Here is a 16,510-nt window from a genome sequence, read left to right as displayed (position 1 = left end):
TTTTGTCTGATTTCCGAAAAAGCTGTCTACTCCTGCCTGTTTATGAAACAATACAAATGTATTAGCAGTTCTATTATGCAGTCTTAAGGGATATATTGTAATATACTGTCGCCTATGTTTTAATCAGAAATACATAAGGGAATGTGCAGGCAGAGGAGGGAGATGGCATTGTGGTTGCGTTGAAGGACATTCTTTTACAAATACTGCTTGCAGGAGCTGCGGTATTCCTGATTCCATTATTGCACTTGGGGCTCTCCAAGCAAACGGTCGCCAAGGCAGGATATCACAGGATGATACTGACCAGTTTTGCCGCGACCAGTGTGGTGAGCATGTTACTGTGTCTGCTTTTTGCTCTCTATGGAAGCCCAGTATCCGTTCCCATCTCCTTGGGCATTGTGCCCCTGACGCTCGTCATATTGTATTGCAGGCCCCGCGTAGGCCTAACGCTGTCTCTTCTCCAGATACTCTTCTATTTTCTCTTTGCGCATCCCTATAATTTGTACGGATTTCTATTTCAAACGGGCATTCTTCTCTATCCTATTGTATGGTTGTCAGCCAAACGATTCAAGCATTATACACGTTCACGCAAAATGGGAACAGTTATCGCCTTGATAACGGCAGAGCTGGTTGTGGACAGTCTGCTATATATCCTATCCATTGAAACAACATTCTCAATAGTACATGGGCTATTGCCAACTCTGGGATACACGATCGGTGCAATCCTCGCCGGAAGTCTTAGTATGCTCTGGATTGAACAGATGCAGCATCACAGGGGGCTGGAGCAGCATTTGTCCGAAGTTCATCATCGATACATAGCCGAAACGGAAAAGCTTAACCAAATTCTGAATGCTGTTCCTTTATCCATAGCTACCGTAGATAGGGAGGGGACCGTGCAGTTCGTGAATGATACCATGGAGCAAACGGCGAGGGATCAACTGCCCTGCACAACAACACCTGATTTGATTGGGCAACCCGCTAGCCAGTTTGTCGAACAAGCTCAGGCAGACAAGATGGAGAACAGTATTCGCAAAGCCATTGTTCATGGAGAAGTGAGTGGGCTGACAGTGCGTTATGGCTCAAACGTGTTCCAGTCCCGGACGGTTCCTATTTACGCATTATCCCCAGAACCAAGAGAGGCTATAGGAGCCATGTTGATCATTCAGGACATTACTGAGCTTGAAATGCTGCGAAGCGAGCTCGATAATGTGGATCGACTCAGTCTTGTCGGACAAATGGCCGCAAGTATTACCCATGAGGTAAGAAATCCAATGGCGGTTGTACGTGGTTTTCTTCAATTAATGCAGGAAAAGAGCCCGGAATCCCTGGATCACTATTACCGGATCGTGCTGGAAGAGCTTGATCGGGCAAACAGCATTATTAATGATTTTCTATCATTGGCGCAGAATAGAATTGCCGAGAAAGAAGAATCTCAGCTGCATGATATCATTCATGAACTAAGTCCTTTGTTATGGGCGGATGCAAATTTGCGAGGTCAGAGTATTGAATTTATGCTGGCTCACGATGTGCCCAAGCTACATCTGAATTCAAAGGAAATCAAACAAGTGGTACTTAATCTGGCTCGCAACGGGATGGAAGCCATGAATGAAAAAGGCGTGCTTACACTGGAGACCCGGTTGGTGGATGACACGGTGGAGCTGTGTGTACGAGATACAGGCCCGGGTATACCCAGAGTGAAAAAGGAGAAGCTGTTCGAACCTTTTTTTACGACCAAAGCCAAAGGAACCGGACTGGGATTATCCATGTGTCTAAGCATTGTTGAACGACATAACGGAACCATTACCGTCGAATCGGAGGAAGGTCAGGGTACAACGTTCAAGGTTGCATTCCAACGCTGAACTTCAAGCATGTTTTGCCAAGGATTGAGACATAATATTGTAGAAGAAGCCTTTCCGCAGGCGGTCTTTGAACCTTGCTTTCATTGATTAGCGATGTATAATAGGAATAGCACAAAAGCATTTAATTTTTTAAATAATAGAACCTACATGTTTAAGGAGTGAAACCGAAATGTCTATGTCATTTGATCAATACATGAAAGATATGGTTCAACCGATGCGGGATGATTTGACTCGTTTGGGAATTCAGGAGCTGCGTACGCCAGAAGAGGTTGAAGCAAGTTTGCCGGATGCCAAAGGAACCGCTCTGGTTGTTATTAACTCGGTCTGCGGATGTGCCGCAGGTCAATGCCGTCCAGGTGTATCCCAAGCACTTCAGCATGATATTACACCAGACCACCTGTACACGGTATTTGCCGGTCAGGATAAGGAAGCTACAGCAAAAGCACGTGAATACTTTGCACCGTATCCTCCATCTTCACCTTCCATCGCTTTGATGAAAGACGGAGAACTCGTTCATTTTATTGAGCGTCATCAAGTGGAAGACCGTTCTGCAGAGGAAATCGCGGCTGAGCTCACAAGTGTGTTTGACCGTTACTGCCGTTAATTAGCTCAAGCAAACGCCCCGCCTTTCGGATGACCGATGCCGGGGCGTTTCATTTTGAGCGAATAAGGTTATTGAACCATTCGGACCTTTCAAAATGGACATCAAATTTCATTAATTTAGAAACGGGGTGTGTGAACGATGAGTTTGCAACAACAGATCATCGCTGAATTGAAGGTTAAACCAAGCATTAATGAAGAAGAGGAAGTGCGCAAGCGCGTTGACTTTCTCAAAACGTATGTGAAAAATGCCGGTTCCAAAGGATTGCTCATCGCGATCAGTGGCGGGATTGACAGCGCTGTAGCTACGGCGCTTTGCAAAAAAGCAACGGACGAGCTTACAGCAGAGGAGAACAAGGAATACAAAACACTGGGTGTATTCCAGCCTTACGGTGAGCAGTCGGACATTGACCATAGCTATGCTGTGGCAAAAGCCTATGACCTGAAGCATGTTGTGGAAACAAACATCGAAGATGCAGTTAACGAGATTGCACTCGAAGTGGAGCAAGGTTTCAAATCCATGGGGAGCCCGCGTCACATGACTCACCAAGGCAAAGGGAACGTGAAAGCGAGAACCCGTATGGTGATGCAATATGCTCTCTCCTTTGAGGAAAATCTGTTGGTTGTCGGGACAGACCATGCTTCTGAGGCCATCACTGGTTTCTACACCAAATGGGGCGATGGCGCCGTTGATATTACACCACTGAGCACCCTGAACAAACGTCAGGTGCGTCAGCTGGCTGCGTATTTGAACGTGCCACAGGCCATTTTGGACAAGGCTCCATCAGCAGGACTCTGGGAAGGCCAGACCGATGAAGATGAACTGGGCATTTCGTATGAAGCGAACAGTGACTATCTGGAGGGCAAACAGATCGATCCGGCTGCACAGGAGCGTCTTGAAGCATTTTACAAGCGTACACATCACAAACGTAATGCCATTCCTGGCATCTAATATGGATGGCAAGCATACCATGATATGGACAATGCAAGCATCTAAACAGCAAAGAGTCACTGCATAAGGCAGCGACTCTTTTTGTTATGCAGGAACTACTTACTCCAGGCCTCGATCTGGCGAAGGGTTTCGGTGATCGCCTGCTCAAGCTGTGGAGTCGATTCTTTGAATGGATGTACCGTATTAAACGTGTGGTTTCCTCCAGGGATCTGGTACCACGGGACATCCGGACGAGCCTGAACCAGTGCGGCCGAGCCGTCACGCAGCCGTTGGCCATCCTCTGTTCCTTGAATAAGTGCTACACGTAGAGGTGAGGCAGACAAACGATCAATGATGGCATAGCGGTCCTTGTGCTTGTCCAAATCCTCCAGAATGGATACATCCAGTGGCATCTGCTGGCCTGTTCGGCCGTTCGTGACATGGCTGCGGCCAAAGGTACGCATTTCCTCTTTTTGCTCCGGTGTAAAAAGATCCAGGTTAGTTACGCCGTTCCAGGATAGAACGCCCGCAATCTGCTCGGGATGATCCAGCGCGTACACGAGGCATACGCCTGCACCGCGGCTATGTCCAATCAGAATTACCGGCAGTTCGTTAAGCTCTGGCTGTGTGGACACATAGTCTAGCAGCGTTGCCAGGTCGGCAAGCTCCCGGCTGTACGTATTGACTGCAAACTTTTCAAGTTCAGAAAATTGCTCCAGATCTTCTCCAACGCCGTTGTGAGAGAAATTGAAGGTCAGGACGTGATGATTCTCGCTTAGCTGGGATGCAGCGTAGGGGAACATGCCCCAGTCTTTGAAGCCTTTGTAACCGTGAGCCAGGATCATGATTCCTTGAGCGGGTTGCCGCGCAGTGAATATATTTCCGCGAATGACGGCATCCCCGCCAGCAGGCAGTTCAAATGCTGTGGACATATCTTATTCCTCCTCAATTTTCATACTATTCCCGATTCATATTTTAACATAAATGGTAATGTGGACGAAGGTACTCGCATCCGTACGCCCCTCCTGCTACAATAGAATACGTGTTCGGATAAGTTACGGATCATATGACCGAATGGAGATCGTTTACAGCATAAATGATTAAGCGGGTGAAGCTTTGATGATATATGGCATTGGAAACGACGTGCTGGAGATTGGACGCATGCGCAAGCTGATGTCCGGTCGCCACGCGGAAGCGTTTATGAAGCGAATTTTAACACATGCCGAGCGGGAGATTGCGGATCATCGGGGAAAACGGAGGGTCGAGTTTGTATCCGGCCGCTTCGCCGCAAAGGAAGCAGTGTCCAAGGCGTTTGGCTGCGGCATTGGAAGCGTGATGAGTTTTACCGACATTGAAGTACTGCCTGATGAGAAAGGACGTCCCGTTGCCACGCTGTCTGCTGAGGCATGGGAACGACTGCAACTGCCATACGGCCAACAGTATGACATTCATTTGAGCATTACACACCAGACGGAGCTGGCTGCGGCCTTTGCTATTGTGGAACAGATGGAGAAGACGTTGTCTGGATCTGAACAGTAACCATGATGGAATGTGTAAGAATTTAAGCATGTAAGCACGGTAACAGGAGAGGACGGGAATATGGGTTTATTGGAACAGAAACGACATTTCAGTGTGAATTTGCTGGATTGGTATATGGTCAACCGACGGGATTTGCCGTGGCGTCGCCACAACAACCCCTATTTTACTTGGGTATCGGAAATTATGCTGCAACAGACTCGGGTGGATACGGTGATCCCGTATTTCAACCGTTTTATCGGGAATTTTCCGACCGTACAGGCTTTGGCTGAGGCACCGGAAGAAGATGTTTTGAAAAATTGGGAAGGACTCGGATATTATTCGCGTGCCCGTAATCTTCAGGCAGCTGCCAGACAAGTCATGGAGCTGCATGGCGGGGAGATGCCGCAGGACAAGCAGGCAGTCTTTGCGTTAAAAGGCGTGGGCCCGTATACAGCCGGGGCCATTCTCAGCATTGCCTTCAACCAGCCGCAGCCAGCGGTGGATGGCAATGTGATGCGGGTCCTGTCCCGATACTTCCTCATTGATGAGGATATTATGAAGGGCAGCACCCGGGTGTTGATGGAAGAGCTCGCGGGAGAGCTCATTCCGGAAGGGCGTGCGCGTGATTTCAATCAGGCGCTGATGGAACTTGGCGCGCTGGTGTGTACGCCCAAAGCGCCGCACTGCCTGACTTGCCCGGTCATGGAGCAATGTTCCGGCCGCATCGCCGGACGGGAGCTCACGCTGCCGGTCAAGACCAAGGCGAAGCCGCCGCGCCCTGAGCAGCGGCTGGTCGCCATTGTGGAGGGCCGCGGTGCTCATCGCGGCCGTGTGCTTGTGCGCCAGCGCCCAGCGACGGGCCTATTGGCCCGTATGTGGGAGCTGCCGCATGTGCTGGCGGCGCCCGCCGCAGCCGGCAAGGCGGCGGGGCCGCTGGCCGATGAGCCGGCCATGGCTTTGCTGGCCGGCAGTCTGTGGGCGGAAGGCTTCGCTGCCCGCCCGGAAGGGCTGGCTACCCATGCGGAGCATGTGTTCAGCCATATTGTCTGGAGCCTGCAGGTGTACAAATGCACCGAGCAGGACCAGAGTAACGAGCTTCCGCTGATCGCTGCGGAAGCCAGAGCCGCCTACGACGCACAGGCTGCTGCGAGCGATCACTCATCCTCAGCGTCTGCTGCGTCTGAGTTGGCAACAACTCACTCGGAGCAGTTCCGTTCGATTACTTCTCTGCTCTCCAACCCATCGGAAGATGCGAACCTGTTGGATGAATCTCCAGCGGCAGATGAGGCTCAGCTTACGCTGACTGGCAAAGGCGATGACCTGACCTACCGCTGGATTGGTCCGGAAGATATGGATAAGATGGCATTCCCGAACATCTTCCTGAAGCTGATCAGCAGTTATTTTGCCGGGGCTTATGACGGTGTTAATGAATAATGAGCGCGTACCATATGTACATTGAATGAACTGACGTGAAGCAAACAAAAGCACACAAAAAAGAGCCTGATCCGGTCGCGTTGACCGAGTCAGGCTCTTCTATTATGCCAGCAGTCTTATTTCGCTGCAGCGTAACGTTTGTTTACTTCATCCCAGTTGATTACATTCCAGAAAGCACCGATGTAGTCAGGACGTTTGTTTTGATATTTCAGGTAGTAAGCGTGCTCCCATACATCCAGACCCAGAACCGGAGTCAGACCTTCGAAGAGAGGGCTATCTTGGTTAGGTGTGCTAGTGATGGACAATTTGCCATCTTTGCCAACTACGAGCCAGGCCCAGCCGGAACCGAAACGAGTTGTAGCTGCTTTTGCAAAATCTTCTTTGAATTTGTCAAAGCCACCCAGTTCGCTATCGATTGCTGCTGCGATGTCGCCAGTAGGAGCGCCGCCGCCATTAGGTCCGATGATTTCCCAGAAGAGGCTATGGTTAGCGTGTCCGCCACCATTGTTGCGAACCGCTGTGCGGATACCTTCAGGTACGCTGTCAAGGTTAGCAATCAGATCTTCCAAGCTTTTTCCTTGCAGTTCAGGAGCGCTTTCCAGAGCTGCGTTCAAGTTCGTTACGTAAGTATTGTGATGGCGATCGTGGTGGATTTCCATCGTTTGCGCATCAATATGTGGTTCCAGTGCGTCGTTAGCGTAAGGAAGTGCTGGTAATTGAAAAGTCATAGTGAAATACCTCCTGAGATTTTTGAATTTTTGTTAAGGTCAGCATTATGCATAATTCAATTCGAAGCGCTCCCGGTACAAGTTTTAGACGAAATAATATCACTTCGATCTATATCTTGTTGAATGAAAGTCGCTCATAGGATTTATGCAAATTGCCCAGGTACATATGTAATAATACCCTTGTCACTAATATTAAACCGCATCCGGGCTAATTAAGCAACATTTTTGTTTATTAAGTCCCCCCAGACGTTAATCCATTTATGGGTTAGAGATAACAAACATATTTTACCCATTATGAAACTATTTATGTGATTTTGGAGATCGAAATAGAGGAAAAGTTTAATATCCGGATGTAAACGGTTACAATTAAGCGCTTTCAAAAGAAAATGCGTGTTTTATGGCGTAAAGTATGGTTTAATTGACGAAGAAGCGGTATTTTCTCGTTTTTTGTCATTATATGAACATTGGGTTTTTGGTAAAAAGGGGAGCCCCTTTTTGTAAAACCTCATCTAAGCTAACGAAAAGGGAGATTTAAGACATGCACGTTCGTTCCTTTCAGTTGAGTGATGCAAGCCAGATGACAGAGCTTCTCCAGGTTGCACTATCGGAAGAGTGTTATGAGAACACGATGGGCCCGTTTGCCCGTCAATTGTCATGGGATTCTGACCTGATCATGGTTGCGGAAGAAGAGGGAGACCTCGTCGGCGCTTTGATCGGTACGATTGACCACAACCAGGGATGCATCTATCGTATTGCGGTCCATCCAGACTATCGTCGCCGCGGAGTCGGCAAAAAACTTGTCGAGGCCATGGAACAACGGTTCCAGCAGCGTAAAGTCAGTCAAATTTGGGTGGCGGGTGATGAGCACAACAAAGTAGCCATGCCTCTATATGAAGCAATGGGTTACGGTGCCAATCAGATTATGAGCGCTTTCCAGAAACTCAGTATCTTGTCCAAAGCTTAGTTTGTATGGTTAATAAAGAAATATAACAGATTTTCATTTCATATTAGGCGTATCTTTCAGCGTGTAACAACGTGAGGGATATGCCTTTCTATTTATATGGGTGTTATTCACCGATTATTCCCCTTTTTTCGCCACTTCTGAACGCTATTACATTTAACTTAATGCCCAGTTTAACTACTTGATTCGCGTTGTTATTCACCCTTTTAGGGGTGCTGGTGCTCATAACCAATTGTTTCACCCTTGCAAATGAAGTAGAATTAAAAGGATTATGATCACTCGATTTTGGTAATATCAGAACATATAAACGCGGAGCAAGAGCTTCCTGATATTTTAAGAAAAACATTCACTATGCGGTCTTTCTTTCTTGAAAGTACATCGATAGACGTTTTTCTAACAAAATTGATAAACGAGGTGTCTCTTTGAACTCCAATAACCTTTCAACGGAGCATGTGGCTTCCAAGGAACGAAACGGGCCAGGAGTGCCTGATCAACCGGGGAAATCCTGGGGTGCAGAGCTTTGGGACTGGGTGAAAACCATTGTGATAGCTTTTGTGATCATGATGCTGCTGAACCTGTTTGTATTTAATCTCTCAATGGTCAAAGGTCAATCGATGCAGCCCACGCTGGTGGAGCGAGACCGTCTGTTTGTGAATAAAATTGTATATGATTTTGGGACACCGTCCCGATCGGATGTCATTGTGCTTCGTGATCCAAGTGAAGGTGTAGAGAAAAAAGATTTTCTGGTCAAACGGATTGTTGGACTTCCCGGGGATACGGTTGAAGTGCGGGATCACCATCTGTTCGTAAATGGGGAGCAGCAAGCCGAAACGTACACGGATACGGAGGTTCAGGACCCTGATTTTGGACCGATTACGCTGGAAGCGGATCATTACTTTGTGATGGGAGATAACCGTCATGAGGGCAAGAGCAAGGATAGTCGTGTGTTTGGAAGCATTACATCCAGTGAAATTGTAGGCAGGGCGGAATTTATTTTTTGGCCGTTCTCGGAAATTAAAAAACTGTAAAATGTTAGCAGGACAAGGACAACAACTTCGCGCTGCATTTTGCGTTAAACGATATAGACTCGGTTTCTTTTAGCTCCGGTATGTCCGACTTGTATATCGAAATCAGCGCCTGTCCTCCCACCTGAGGCGGGCGTTCACTATTTACGGAATTAGCGTTGGAAGAAGAGAGGGAATAGATATGACGAGTGCACAGACCGGAGCAGCAAATGCGGCAGCTGTATGGGAGAAGTTAAAACAAGAGATTAAGGCAGCCGCTCCCGAGATGGGCATTGATGATATTGGGTTTGCCTCGGCAGAGCCTTTCGTGACATTGAAGTCTATTCTGGAGCAGCATCGGGCTAAAGGGTTTGAATCCGGATTTGAGGAGCCTGACATTGAGAAAAGGGTGCGTCCCGAGTTGAAGGACGGCGAGCCTGCTTCGCTCATTGCGATAGCCGTGGCTTATCCTTCGAAGATGATCAATCCGCCGAAGTCGGAGCCGGGCGCCTACCGTGGTATTTTGGCACGTTCTGCCTGGGGGCAGGATTATCACCAAGTTCTGCGTGCTGCGATGGACAAGCTGGTTCATTTTATACGTGAGCGCGTACCTGAAGCGATGATCGAAAGTATGGTAGACACCGGGGCATTGGTGGACCGGGCTGTTTCCCAGCGTGCGGGGATTGGATTCAGTGCCAAGAACTGTGCCATTATATCGCCGAAATTCGGTTCATGGATCTTTCTCGGGGAGCTGGTAACCAATATTCCGTTTCAGCCAGATAACCCGGTGACCGAGGATTGTGGTGAGTGTACGAAGTGTATTGATGCTTGTCCAACAGGAGCATTGGTGGGGCCAGGACAGCTGAATGCACAGCGCTGTATATCGTTTGTGACCCAGACGAAAGGCTTCGTTGATGAAGAATTTATGCTGAAAATTGGCAATCGCCTGTACGGTTGTGATACCTGTCAGATTGTCTGTCCGAAGAATCGGGGTAAAAATTGGGACCACCATCCCGAGTTTCATCCCGATCCGGAGATTGTAAAACCTTTGCTGATACCGCTGCTCGACATCGGTAACCGTGAATTTAAAGAGCGCTTTGGCCAAAGCTCCGCCGCTTGGCGGGGCAAGAAGCCAATCCAGCGCAACGCCGTGATTGCCCTGGGCAATTTCAAAGACAAAACCGCTGTACCGAAACTAACGGAGGTACTGAAGCGTGATCCGCGTCCCGAGCTGCGGGGAACTGCAGCCTGGGCGCTGAGCAGAATTGGAGGAGAAGACGCAATGAGAGCTATTGGGGAAGCTGCCGCTAACGAACAAGATGGGAACGTGCTAAGCATGCTGCAGAAGGCCAAGGAACGACTGAGTTCGTCCGCGACCTTACCCGATAAGCCTCAGGCAGAGCAATCGAGCAACAATAAGCCTGAGGATCAGAAGGAACAGAATAATCAGCTTAACCAATTGGATGGGCAGCAGCCAAATCAGGTAACGGAAGAGGCACCCGAACAGGAGAACGGGCAGGCTAAGGAGCCTGCCAAACCGGAAGCTGCAGCATGGAAACCGTCAGCCGTAACAGGTCTGCATGGTACACCCGTATATTACGATGAGGTGCTGACACCGATCGGAACACTTACGCTCTGTGCTACGGATAAGGGGCTGTGTCACATTGATTTTGGTGCTTTCCATGTGCGCGAGGCGCATCTGCAACAATGGGCCCGTACCTGGATTGGGGAATATCGATATGAGAAAAATGAAGAGAAGCTGAGTGAAGCTGCACAGCAGCTGAAGCAGTATTTTGCAGGAGAACGAAAAGCGTTTGAACTGAAGCTCGATTTGTTTGGAACACCATTCCAGCTACAAGTATGGCAAGTCCTGTCCGATATATCTTATGGAGAGGCCTCAACACACCAACAGGTTGCGGAAATCATCGGCAGGCCCAAAGCTGTTCGAGCAGTTCTGGACGCGATTAGCAAAAATCCGATTCCGATTATGATTCCCTGTCACCGCATCAGCGGTAAAGACGGAACCCTGGTGGGTTATGTAGGCGGTCTGCAAACCAAAGAGCAATTGCTCACATTGGAGCAGCAATCGTAAGAGCGGGGGACGTTCATGAAGTATGTTAACGTGGAGAGCGTGGAGGCGGGGGAGTTTCTGGGTAAAACCATATATTCCGGCAACGGCACGGTATTGCTGTCTGCCGGAGTCCAGCTTACCGTATTTATGGTTAATACGCTGAAGCGTATTGGCGTGACCATGCTGTACATCCAGGATGAAGCGTATAAAGATGTGGATACAGAAGATATTCTGGATGAAGCCACGAAAAAGGCAGTAATTAATGAAATGAGTGTCACACTTGAATCTATTCGTTCCGGGAAGGACTGGAGCCCGAAGAAGGTCGTCATCAGCATAGATAAATTGTTGAACGATGTTTTGAACGGGCGTGAATTGCTTGTCCAGCTCACAGATATTCGGACCAAAGATAACGCACAGTATGTTCACGCCATGAATGTATGTTTGCTGTCTTCTGTCATTGGTCTGAATCTGGGGCTTAACTATGCGCAGCTCAAGGATCTGGCTGTCGGAGCCCTATTGCATGACATCGGCAAAGTGGAGGGGCCACCCGGCAGCGGTTCAGCAGCGAATTCTTCTCTGCATCACACGTGGAGAGGGTTCGAGTTGATCAAGTCCAAACGGGAGTTCAATCTGCTTGTGGCACATACGGCATTGCAGCATCATGAGCATGTAGATGGTACAGGACTGCCGAGAGGTATCAAGGGAAAGGACATTCATCTGTTCGCCAGAATCGTCAGTGCAGCTAACACGTATGATAATCTGATCAATGGCCTTTCGGGTCGAAGTATGCTGCCACATGAGGCTTGCGAAGAAATGATGGCGATGTCTGGCACGAAGCTGGATCGTGATATTCTGATCGAATTCAACCGGAGTGTGTCCGTTTATCCGAATGGAACAGCAGTTCGATTGTCTACTAGGGAGACCGGAGTCATTGTACGTCAGCACCGGGGATTGCCCGGCAGGCCAGTCATCCGGGTTGCGCGAGGCAGTACACGTTATGATCTGGATGTGATTGAAGTGGACTTGGCTCAGCATACAACCGTTTTCATAGAGGCGGTCCTGATGTAACTTAAACGGATGTTGCTGAGAGATTTACTGAATATTTTCGATCTGTTTCCTGGATGTTAAATTCAGCAGTTAGCTGGAAAATCCGTTTGCTCAAGGCGTGCGGAAATGCTATGATAACTTTCAGGAAATCCGGTACGTGTCATGTTTGCATCGTGAGCGTTCAACATCATGTGCTGACACGAATCATCAGGCTTTTTAGATTGCATACAGAGGTGTCTAAGAGATGGCAATAGCAATACCGATTATTACATTGATTGTTGGTCTGGTCGGAGGATTTTTCATTGGGGTATACTACTTGCGGAAGCAGCTTGAGAAAATGCAAAGTGATCCCGACATGCTCCAGAAGATGGCGAAGCAAATGGGTTACAACCTGAATGGCAAGCAAATGCAGCGCGCCCAGCAGATGATGAAGAACCAGCAGCCTGGCGCGAAGATGCCTCAGCCGGGGCAACATCCTGCGCGTAAAAACTCGGGCCGCCGAAAATAATAGCTGTGAGTGAGCATTTTGCATAAATCAAAAGAGCGACTTCCAATCATGAATGTATAGATCGAAATGGTTTATTCATCTATATATTATACCCGGGAGTGGTTAGAATCGAATTATGCATAATGCTGAAGTGAATAGTTGCTTACAGCATGTGGTTCGAAAGGAGGCGTTCGGCAGTGGCTGGCGTTAAAGATTATTTGAATTCAAAAGTATCCGACAATCGGGAGAAGATCGAGTATCACGTTGAGCAGATCCTGAAATTGATCGGTGAGGATAGTACGCGTGAAGGGCTGCTGGAAACGCCTGCACGCGTAACCCGGATGTATGAAGAGATTTTTGGCGGGTATGAAGTGGACCCGCGTGATGTACTTGGGGTTACGTTTGACGAGAATCACGAAGAACTGGTCATTGTGAAGGACATTGTCTATTACAGCCAATGTGAACACCATATGGCGCCTTTCTTCGGCAAGGTGCACATTGGATATGTACCGAGCGGCAAGATTGTGGGACTGAGCAAAATGGCCCGTTTGGTGGAGGCGGTTACCCGCCGTCTGCAGGTTCAGGAGCGCATTACCTCACAGATCGCCGATATTCTGACTGAGGCGGTAGAGCCGAACGGTGTCATGGTCGTCGTGGAAGGCGAGCACTTGTGCATGTGTTCCCGCGGCGTGAAGAAGCCGGGCAGCAAGACGGTAACGTCTGCTGTGCGAGGTTCTTTCCGTGACAATCCGGCACAGCGTGCAGAGTTCCTGTCACTGGTGAAAGATTAAGATTGGCTCATTCCACGCGTTGGACAAGCCAGAAGCATTTGAATCCTTTGGTGTAATTATGTTGTTTCCATTCGGCAATTTTGCTGGAACTGAAATGGAAGAATAGATGCTTGTGCCAATGGAAGCTTTCATAAATAAGCCGTGTTCCCTGGGGAACCGGCTTATTTATATATTACTTTTGCATTCACACAAGGAGATACATAAGGATCACCCAATTATTTCAGTTCATCCAGATTAGTTTAGTCGGAGGCTATCTTATATGAGTATACCGTCCAATTCAGATCAACCCGGATCGCGGGGAGCAGAGCAGCATTTGCAACTGGATCAATCATTGCGTCTGCAAATTTGGGAGACACCGCTCCTGCGGCCCGGGAGCAGTGTACTAGAAGCATTTGCCTGGGAAGAAGTCATGTGCCGCCGAGTGGGAGAAGGTCAGTTGCCTGTTGCTCACATTTGGCGGCATCCAGATGCCTTTGTAGCGGGACTGCGAGACAGGAGATTGCCACAGGCCGTAGAAGCTATGGAACGCATGAGAAGCCAAGGCACAGCGGTCTGTGTTCGTCCATCCGGTGGTGCAGCAGTTCCCCTGAATCCAGGGGTCGTTAACGTGTCTTTGATTCTGCCCAACCCGGGACGTGCCATCAATATTCACGACGATTTCCGGGAGATGGCCTCATTGATCGCTGAATCGCTAACACCATGGTCGAGTCAGGCACGTACGGGGGAGATCGAGGGTGCTTTCTGTCCTGGCGATTATGATGTCAGTGTGGGTGGACTGAAATTCTGTGGTATTGCCCAGCGCAGACAGGCCAAGGCTTATATTATTACTGCCTTTATCATCGTGGAGGGACAAGGAGATCAACTGGCAGCAGATGTGCGTCAGTTCTATCAGGACGCAGCAGACGGTGCCAACGAAGGGTATCCGGATGTTCGGCCCGGAACGATGGCGAGTTTGCAGGAACTGGCGGGTGTCCCTTCTACTGCGGCGTATACAGCCTCGCTGGTACGCACACTGCGTCAGCGTTTTCCCCTGGCGGAGACAAGCCGAGTGTTGACCGTGGATCAGGAAGCTGTCAGACGGACGGCTGAGCAGATGAAGCTGCGTTATGATTAGGTTCAGAAGCTTGGACTTGGAATTGGGTAATAGAGATGATATGATGTGATTTCGGAAGGAGAGTGTCTACATGGAAACATTAAGATATACGTATTTATATGAGGTCATTTCCACAGGCGAAAAGTCTGAGTTCAGTCAAATGGCAACAAGCAAAGAAGAAGCTGCTGCTCTGATCATTGCACGTATCGCTGATCTTGAATTTACAGGTGAGGAAGATATCAAGCTGGGCGATCTGATCGCGATTAGCAAACAGGTTGGCGACAATTATGTTGCCTGTGAGGGTTGCGCCTCTTAATGGCGTGAGGTTCCTAGATTATTCTAATACAAGCAAGTCTTCTTGAATCAAGAGGCTTGCTTTTTTTTGCGATCCAAGAGATATCTTTCAGTCTTTAAGCTGGAGATATCTCTTTTTTACATCAACATATTGCACCATGGATTCAATGCGCTCCAGAGCACTCCCCGATACTATGCTTAGCCCGACAATCCTAATACGGCGGCCATAACAGCTTGCGCGCAGTTTCGTAGCGTTCCGCCACAGCTGGCCAATAAACAACCTGCCACCAGTCCTCGATATATTTTTTGCGTTCATTCTGGTGTTTCAGATAGTAGGCGTGTTCCCATACATCCAGCGGTAGGAGAGGCACGATGTCGGACTGAGATAAATTCTGGTGTTTCTCCGCCTGCAAAATTTCCAATCTGTGCGCCCGTGGGCTCCAGACCAGCATGGCCCACCCGCTGCCCTCCACCTTGTTGGCAGCCTCGGTGAATTGATTTTTGAACGCCTCATAGCTGCCGAAATCCCGCTTGATCTGTTCTGCGAGCATGCCGGAAGGCTTACCTCCACCTTTGGGATTCATGATCGTCCAGAAGATCGTATGCAGGTAATGGCCTGCACCATTAAACGCGAGTTCACGTTCCCAATGTTTGATGAGTTCGAAATTGTTCTTTTTACGCGATTCTGCCAGCTTTTTCTCTGCGGTGTTCAGTCCATCGACGTAGGATTGATGGTGCTTGTCATGATGTATGCGCATGGTCATCTCGTCAATATGCGGCTCCAGCGCATTGTAGGCATAAGGTAGGGGAGGCAGTGTGTGTCCGCCAATCGGCACAGGTTTCTCCTTGACCACCGCTGTGTTAGCGTTGGGTGTGCCCTCTTCGTTTGCATTGGGAGACTGAACAGCAGCTGAAGCCTGCGCCTGTACGGATGGATGAGGGGTGTTGACTTTTCCCACAGCCGAAGACGGATTTTCTACAGCTTCACGATTGGACTGTCCAGATACGGACGTTGATGCAATGTGTACGTTGGAATCAGCCGGTTGCCCCGAGGTTTGAAGGATATGTTCCAGTGAAAAAGTTGATTCAGACACCGAATCTCGCATAGCTCCATGTTGTTTCAGCGTTTCGAGTACCCCCAGGAAATACTCGGATTCGCGAATGAAATGTAAAATAACCAATTTGGCAAGTGGGACAGACTGAACAACAGTGCTTTGCTCCAGGAGGACATATAGCTGTCTAATGAACTCTCGCGATTGTGCGCAGGCCGCAGCCACGAGCTGTTCAATACAGCGAATGATGTAGGGGGCAGGAGGCTGGGTTCCCGGCAGTATTTGCTTCAACAGCTGATTCGCGACTCTTTCGCTGTTCTCAAAGATGGCTTCCCATTCTGCAAACCATTGGACATATGCGGGTTCAAGATCAGGAATCAATGCACTGATGACAATCGTATGTTCCTTTTCTTGCTCTTTCCAGAAACGAACTTCTTCAAGTACCCGCAGAGGCAGCAGATGTCCATATCCATACCAATTCATAAGTGGTAAACCTCCGTTCAAATGGATTCAAATCTAGATCCAGCAGTAAAAATAAAATTGGATCCCCCCGGTTCGCTCAATTTTGTAATATACAAGCTAGAGCTGTCTTTAATTACGTCCCAAAAGTATATTCTCCAGTCATGTTGTCCTATGTACACAA

Annotated in this window: 16 protein-coding genes; 13 read left to right on the top strand and 3 right to left on the bottom strand. The window is 48.7% G+C overall.

Features of this window, described 5'->3' with window-relative positions:
* Positions 1–170 precede the first annotated feature (170 nt).
* From Q0V21_RS31440 to nadE, 3 genes are all read left to right on the top strand, one after another.
* Positions 171–1,856, top strand: coding sequence for a two-component system sensor histidine kinase NtrB (locus tag Q0V21_RS31440; RefSeq protein ID WP_301882387.1), 1,686 nt, complete (start codon positions 171–173; stop codon positions 1,854–1,856).
* Between the two features lie 169 nt (positions 1,857–2,025).
* A complete protein-coding gene (locus Q0V21_RS31435) occupies positions 2,026–2,460 on the top strand; it encodes a BrxA/BrxB family bacilliredoxin (RefSeq protein ID WP_053779648.1) in 435 nt (144 codons plus the stop codon).
* A gap of 138 nt (positions 2,461–2,598) precedes the next feature.
* Entirely contained in the window at positions 2,599–3,408 is an 810-nt protein-coding gene (nadE, locus tag Q0V21_RS31430) for an ammonia-dependent NAD(+) synthetase (RefSeq protein WP_024632991.1), read from the top strand.
* 95 nt (positions 3,409–3,503) lie between these two features.
* On the opposite strand, the gene Q0V21_RS31425 is transcribed toward nadE, so the two are convergent.
* Entirely contained in the window at positions 3,504–4,319 is an 816-nt protein-coding gene (locus Q0V21_RS31425; RefSeq protein WP_301882386.1) for an alpha/beta hydrolase family protein, read from the bottom strand.
* 187 nt (positions 4,320–4,506) lie between these two features.
* Here Q0V21_RS31425 and acpS point away from each other — a divergent pair, with 187 nt between their 5' ends.
* Complete coding sequence (gene acpS / locus Q0V21_RS31420; RefSeq protein WP_285080317.1) at positions 4,507–4,926, top strand: holo-ACP synthase; 420 nt, start codon at positions 4,507–4,509, stop codon at positions 4,924–4,926.
* 60 nt (positions 4,927–4,986) lie between these two features.
* The gene (gene mutY / locus Q0V21_RS31415) at positions 4,987–6,339 is read left to right on the top strand and encodes an A/G-specific adenine glycosylase (RefSeq protein ID WP_301882383.1); all 1,353 of its coding nucleotides are present in this window, start codon (positions 4,987–4,989) and stop codon (positions 6,337–6,339) included.
* Between the two features lie 116 nt (positions 6,340–6,455).
* On the opposite strand, the gene Q0V21_RS31410 is transcribed toward mutY, so the two are convergent.
* The gene (locus tag Q0V21_RS31410) at positions 6,456–7,067 is read right to left on the bottom strand and encodes a superoxide dismutase (RefSeq protein WP_024632995.1); all 612 of its coding nucleotides are present in this window, start codon (positions 7,065–7,067) and stop codon (positions 6,456–6,458) included.
* A 538-nt stretch (positions 7,068–7,605) separates the two neighbouring features.
* On the opposite strand from Q0V21_RS31410, the gene Q0V21_RS31405 reads away from it, so the two are divergent.
* The 8 genes from Q0V21_RS31405 to Q0V21_RS31370 all read left to right on the top strand — a co-directional run bounded on the left by Q0V21_RS31405 (position 7,606) and on the right by Q0V21_RS31370 (position 14,837).
* Positions 7,606–8,031 carry a GNAT family N-acetyltransferase gene (locus tag Q0V21_RS31405; RefSeq protein ID WP_024632996.1) on the top strand — a complete coding sequence of 142 codons (426 nt, stop codon included), beginning with the start codon at positions 7,606–7,608 and terminating at the stop codon, positions 8,029–8,031.
* Positions 8,032–8,450: 419 nt separating this feature from the next.
* Entirely contained in the window at positions 8,451–9,056 is a 606-nt protein-coding gene (gene lepB / locus Q0V21_RS31400) for a signal peptidase I (RefSeq protein WP_024632997.1), read from the top strand.
* A 178-nt stretch (positions 9,057–9,234) separates the two neighbouring features.
* A complete protein-coding gene (gene queG, locus Q0V21_RS31395) occupies positions 9,235–11,124 on the top strand; it encodes a tRNA epoxyqueuosine(34) reductase QueG (protein WP_079348874.1) in 1,890 nt (629 codons plus the stop codon).
* A gap of 15 nt (positions 11,125–11,139) precedes the next feature.
* Complete coding sequence (locus tag Q0V21_RS31390; protein ID WP_301882377.1) at positions 11,140–12,171, top strand: HD-GYP domain-containing protein; 1,032 nt, start codon at positions 11,140–11,142, stop codon at positions 12,169–12,171.
* A gap of 223 nt (positions 12,172–12,394) precedes the next feature.
* Positions 12,395–12,658: a YneF family protein gene (locus Q0V21_RS31385; RefSeq protein ID WP_024633000.1), complete on the top strand. Its 264-nt coding sequence runs from the start codon at positions 12,395–12,397 to the stop codon at positions 12,656–12,658.
* 176 nt (positions 12,659–12,834) lie between these two features.
* The gene (folE, locus tag Q0V21_RS31380; protein WP_024633001.1) at positions 12,835–13,428 is read left to right on the top strand and encodes a GTP cyclohydrolase I FolE; all 594 of its coding nucleotides are present in this window, start codon (positions 12,835–12,837) and stop codon (positions 13,426–13,428) included.
* Between the two features lie 259 nt (positions 13,429–13,687).
* Positions 13,688–14,542, top strand: coding sequence for a lipoate--protein ligase family protein (locus Q0V21_RS31375; protein ID WP_301882376.1), 855 nt, complete (start codon positions 13,688–13,690; stop codon positions 14,540–14,542).
* A gap of 70 nt (positions 14,543–14,612) precedes the next feature.
* Entirely contained in the window at positions 14,613–14,837 is a 225-nt protein-coding gene (locus tag Q0V21_RS31370) for a hypothetical protein (RefSeq protein WP_024633003.1), read from the top strand.
* Positions 14,838–15,027: 190 nt separating this feature from the next.
* On the opposite strand, the gene Q0V21_RS31365 is transcribed toward Q0V21_RS31370, so the two are convergent.
* Positions 15,028–16,350 (bottom strand): Fe-Mn family superoxide dismutase, encoded by a 1,323-nt coding sequence (locus Q0V21_RS31365; protein WP_301882374.1) that lies wholly within the window; start codon positions 16,348–16,350, stop codon positions 15,028–15,030.
* Between the last annotated feature and the right edge of the window lie 160 nt (positions 16,351–16,510).

Origin of the sequence: Paenibacillus sp. 11B (assembly GCF_030487755.1) — a bacterium.
Classification (GTDB): domain Bacteria; phylum Bacillota; class Bacilli; order Paenibacillales; family Paenibacillaceae; genus Paenibacillus; species Paenibacillus vandeheii.
Note: the sequence above shows the minus strand (reverse complement) of the source record. Positions and strands in the feature narration are given on the sequence as shown.

What these genes read in the sequence shown, in the direction of transcription:
- Q0V21_RS31435 (WP_053779648.1), top strand. Translation starts at nt 2,026, where the DNA reads ATGTCTATGTCATTTGATCAATACATGAAAGATATGGTTCAACCGATG.
- nadE (WP_024632991.1), top strand. Translation starts at nt 2,599, where the DNA reads ATGAGTTTGCAACAACAGATCATCGCTGAATTGAAGGTTAAACCAAGC.
- Q0V21_RS31425 (WP_301882386.1), bottom strand. Translation starts at nt 4,319, where the DNA reads ATGTCCACAGCATTTGAACTGCCTGCTGGCGGGGATGCCGTCATTCGC.
- acpS (WP_285080317.1), top strand. Translation starts at nt 4,507, where the DNA reads ATGATATATGGCATTGGAAACGACGTGCTGGAGATTGGACGCATGCGC.
- mutY (WP_301882383.1), top strand. Translation starts at nt 4,987, where the DNA reads ATGGGTTTATTGGAACAGAAACGACATTTCAGTGTGAATTTGCTGGAT.
- Q0V21_RS31410 (WP_024632995.1), bottom strand. Translation starts at nt 7,067, where the DNA reads ATGACTTTTCAATTACCAGCACTTCCTTACGCTAACGACGCACTGGAA.
- Q0V21_RS31405 (WP_024632996.1), top strand. Translation starts at nt 7,606, where the DNA reads ATGCACGTTCGTTCCTTTCAGTTGAGTGATGCAAGCCAGATGACAGAG.
- queG (WP_079348874.1), top strand. Translation starts at nt 9,235, where the DNA reads ATGACGAGTGCACAGACCGGAGCAGCAAATGCGGCAGCTGTATGGGAG.
- Q0V21_RS31390 (WP_301882377.1), top strand. Translation starts at nt 11,140, where the DNA reads ATGAAGTATGTTAACGTGGAGAGCGTGGAGGCGGGGGAGTTTCTGGGT.
- Q0V21_RS31385 (WP_024633000.1), top strand. Translation starts at nt 12,395, where the DNA reads ATGGCAATAGCAATACCGATTATTACATTGATTGTTGGTCTGGTCGGA.
- Q0V21_RS31375 (WP_301882376.1), top strand. Translation starts at nt 13,688, where the DNA reads ATGAGTATACCGTCCAATTCAGATCAACCCGGATCGCGGGGAGCAGAG.
- Q0V21_RS31370 (WP_024633003.1), top strand. Translation starts at nt 14,613, where the DNA reads ATGGAAACATTAAGATATACGTATTTATATGAGGTCATTTCCACAGGC.
- Q0V21_RS31365 (WP_301882374.1), bottom strand. Translation starts at nt 16,350, where the DNA reads ATGAATTGGTATGGATATGGACATCTGCTGCCTCTGCGGGTACTTGAA.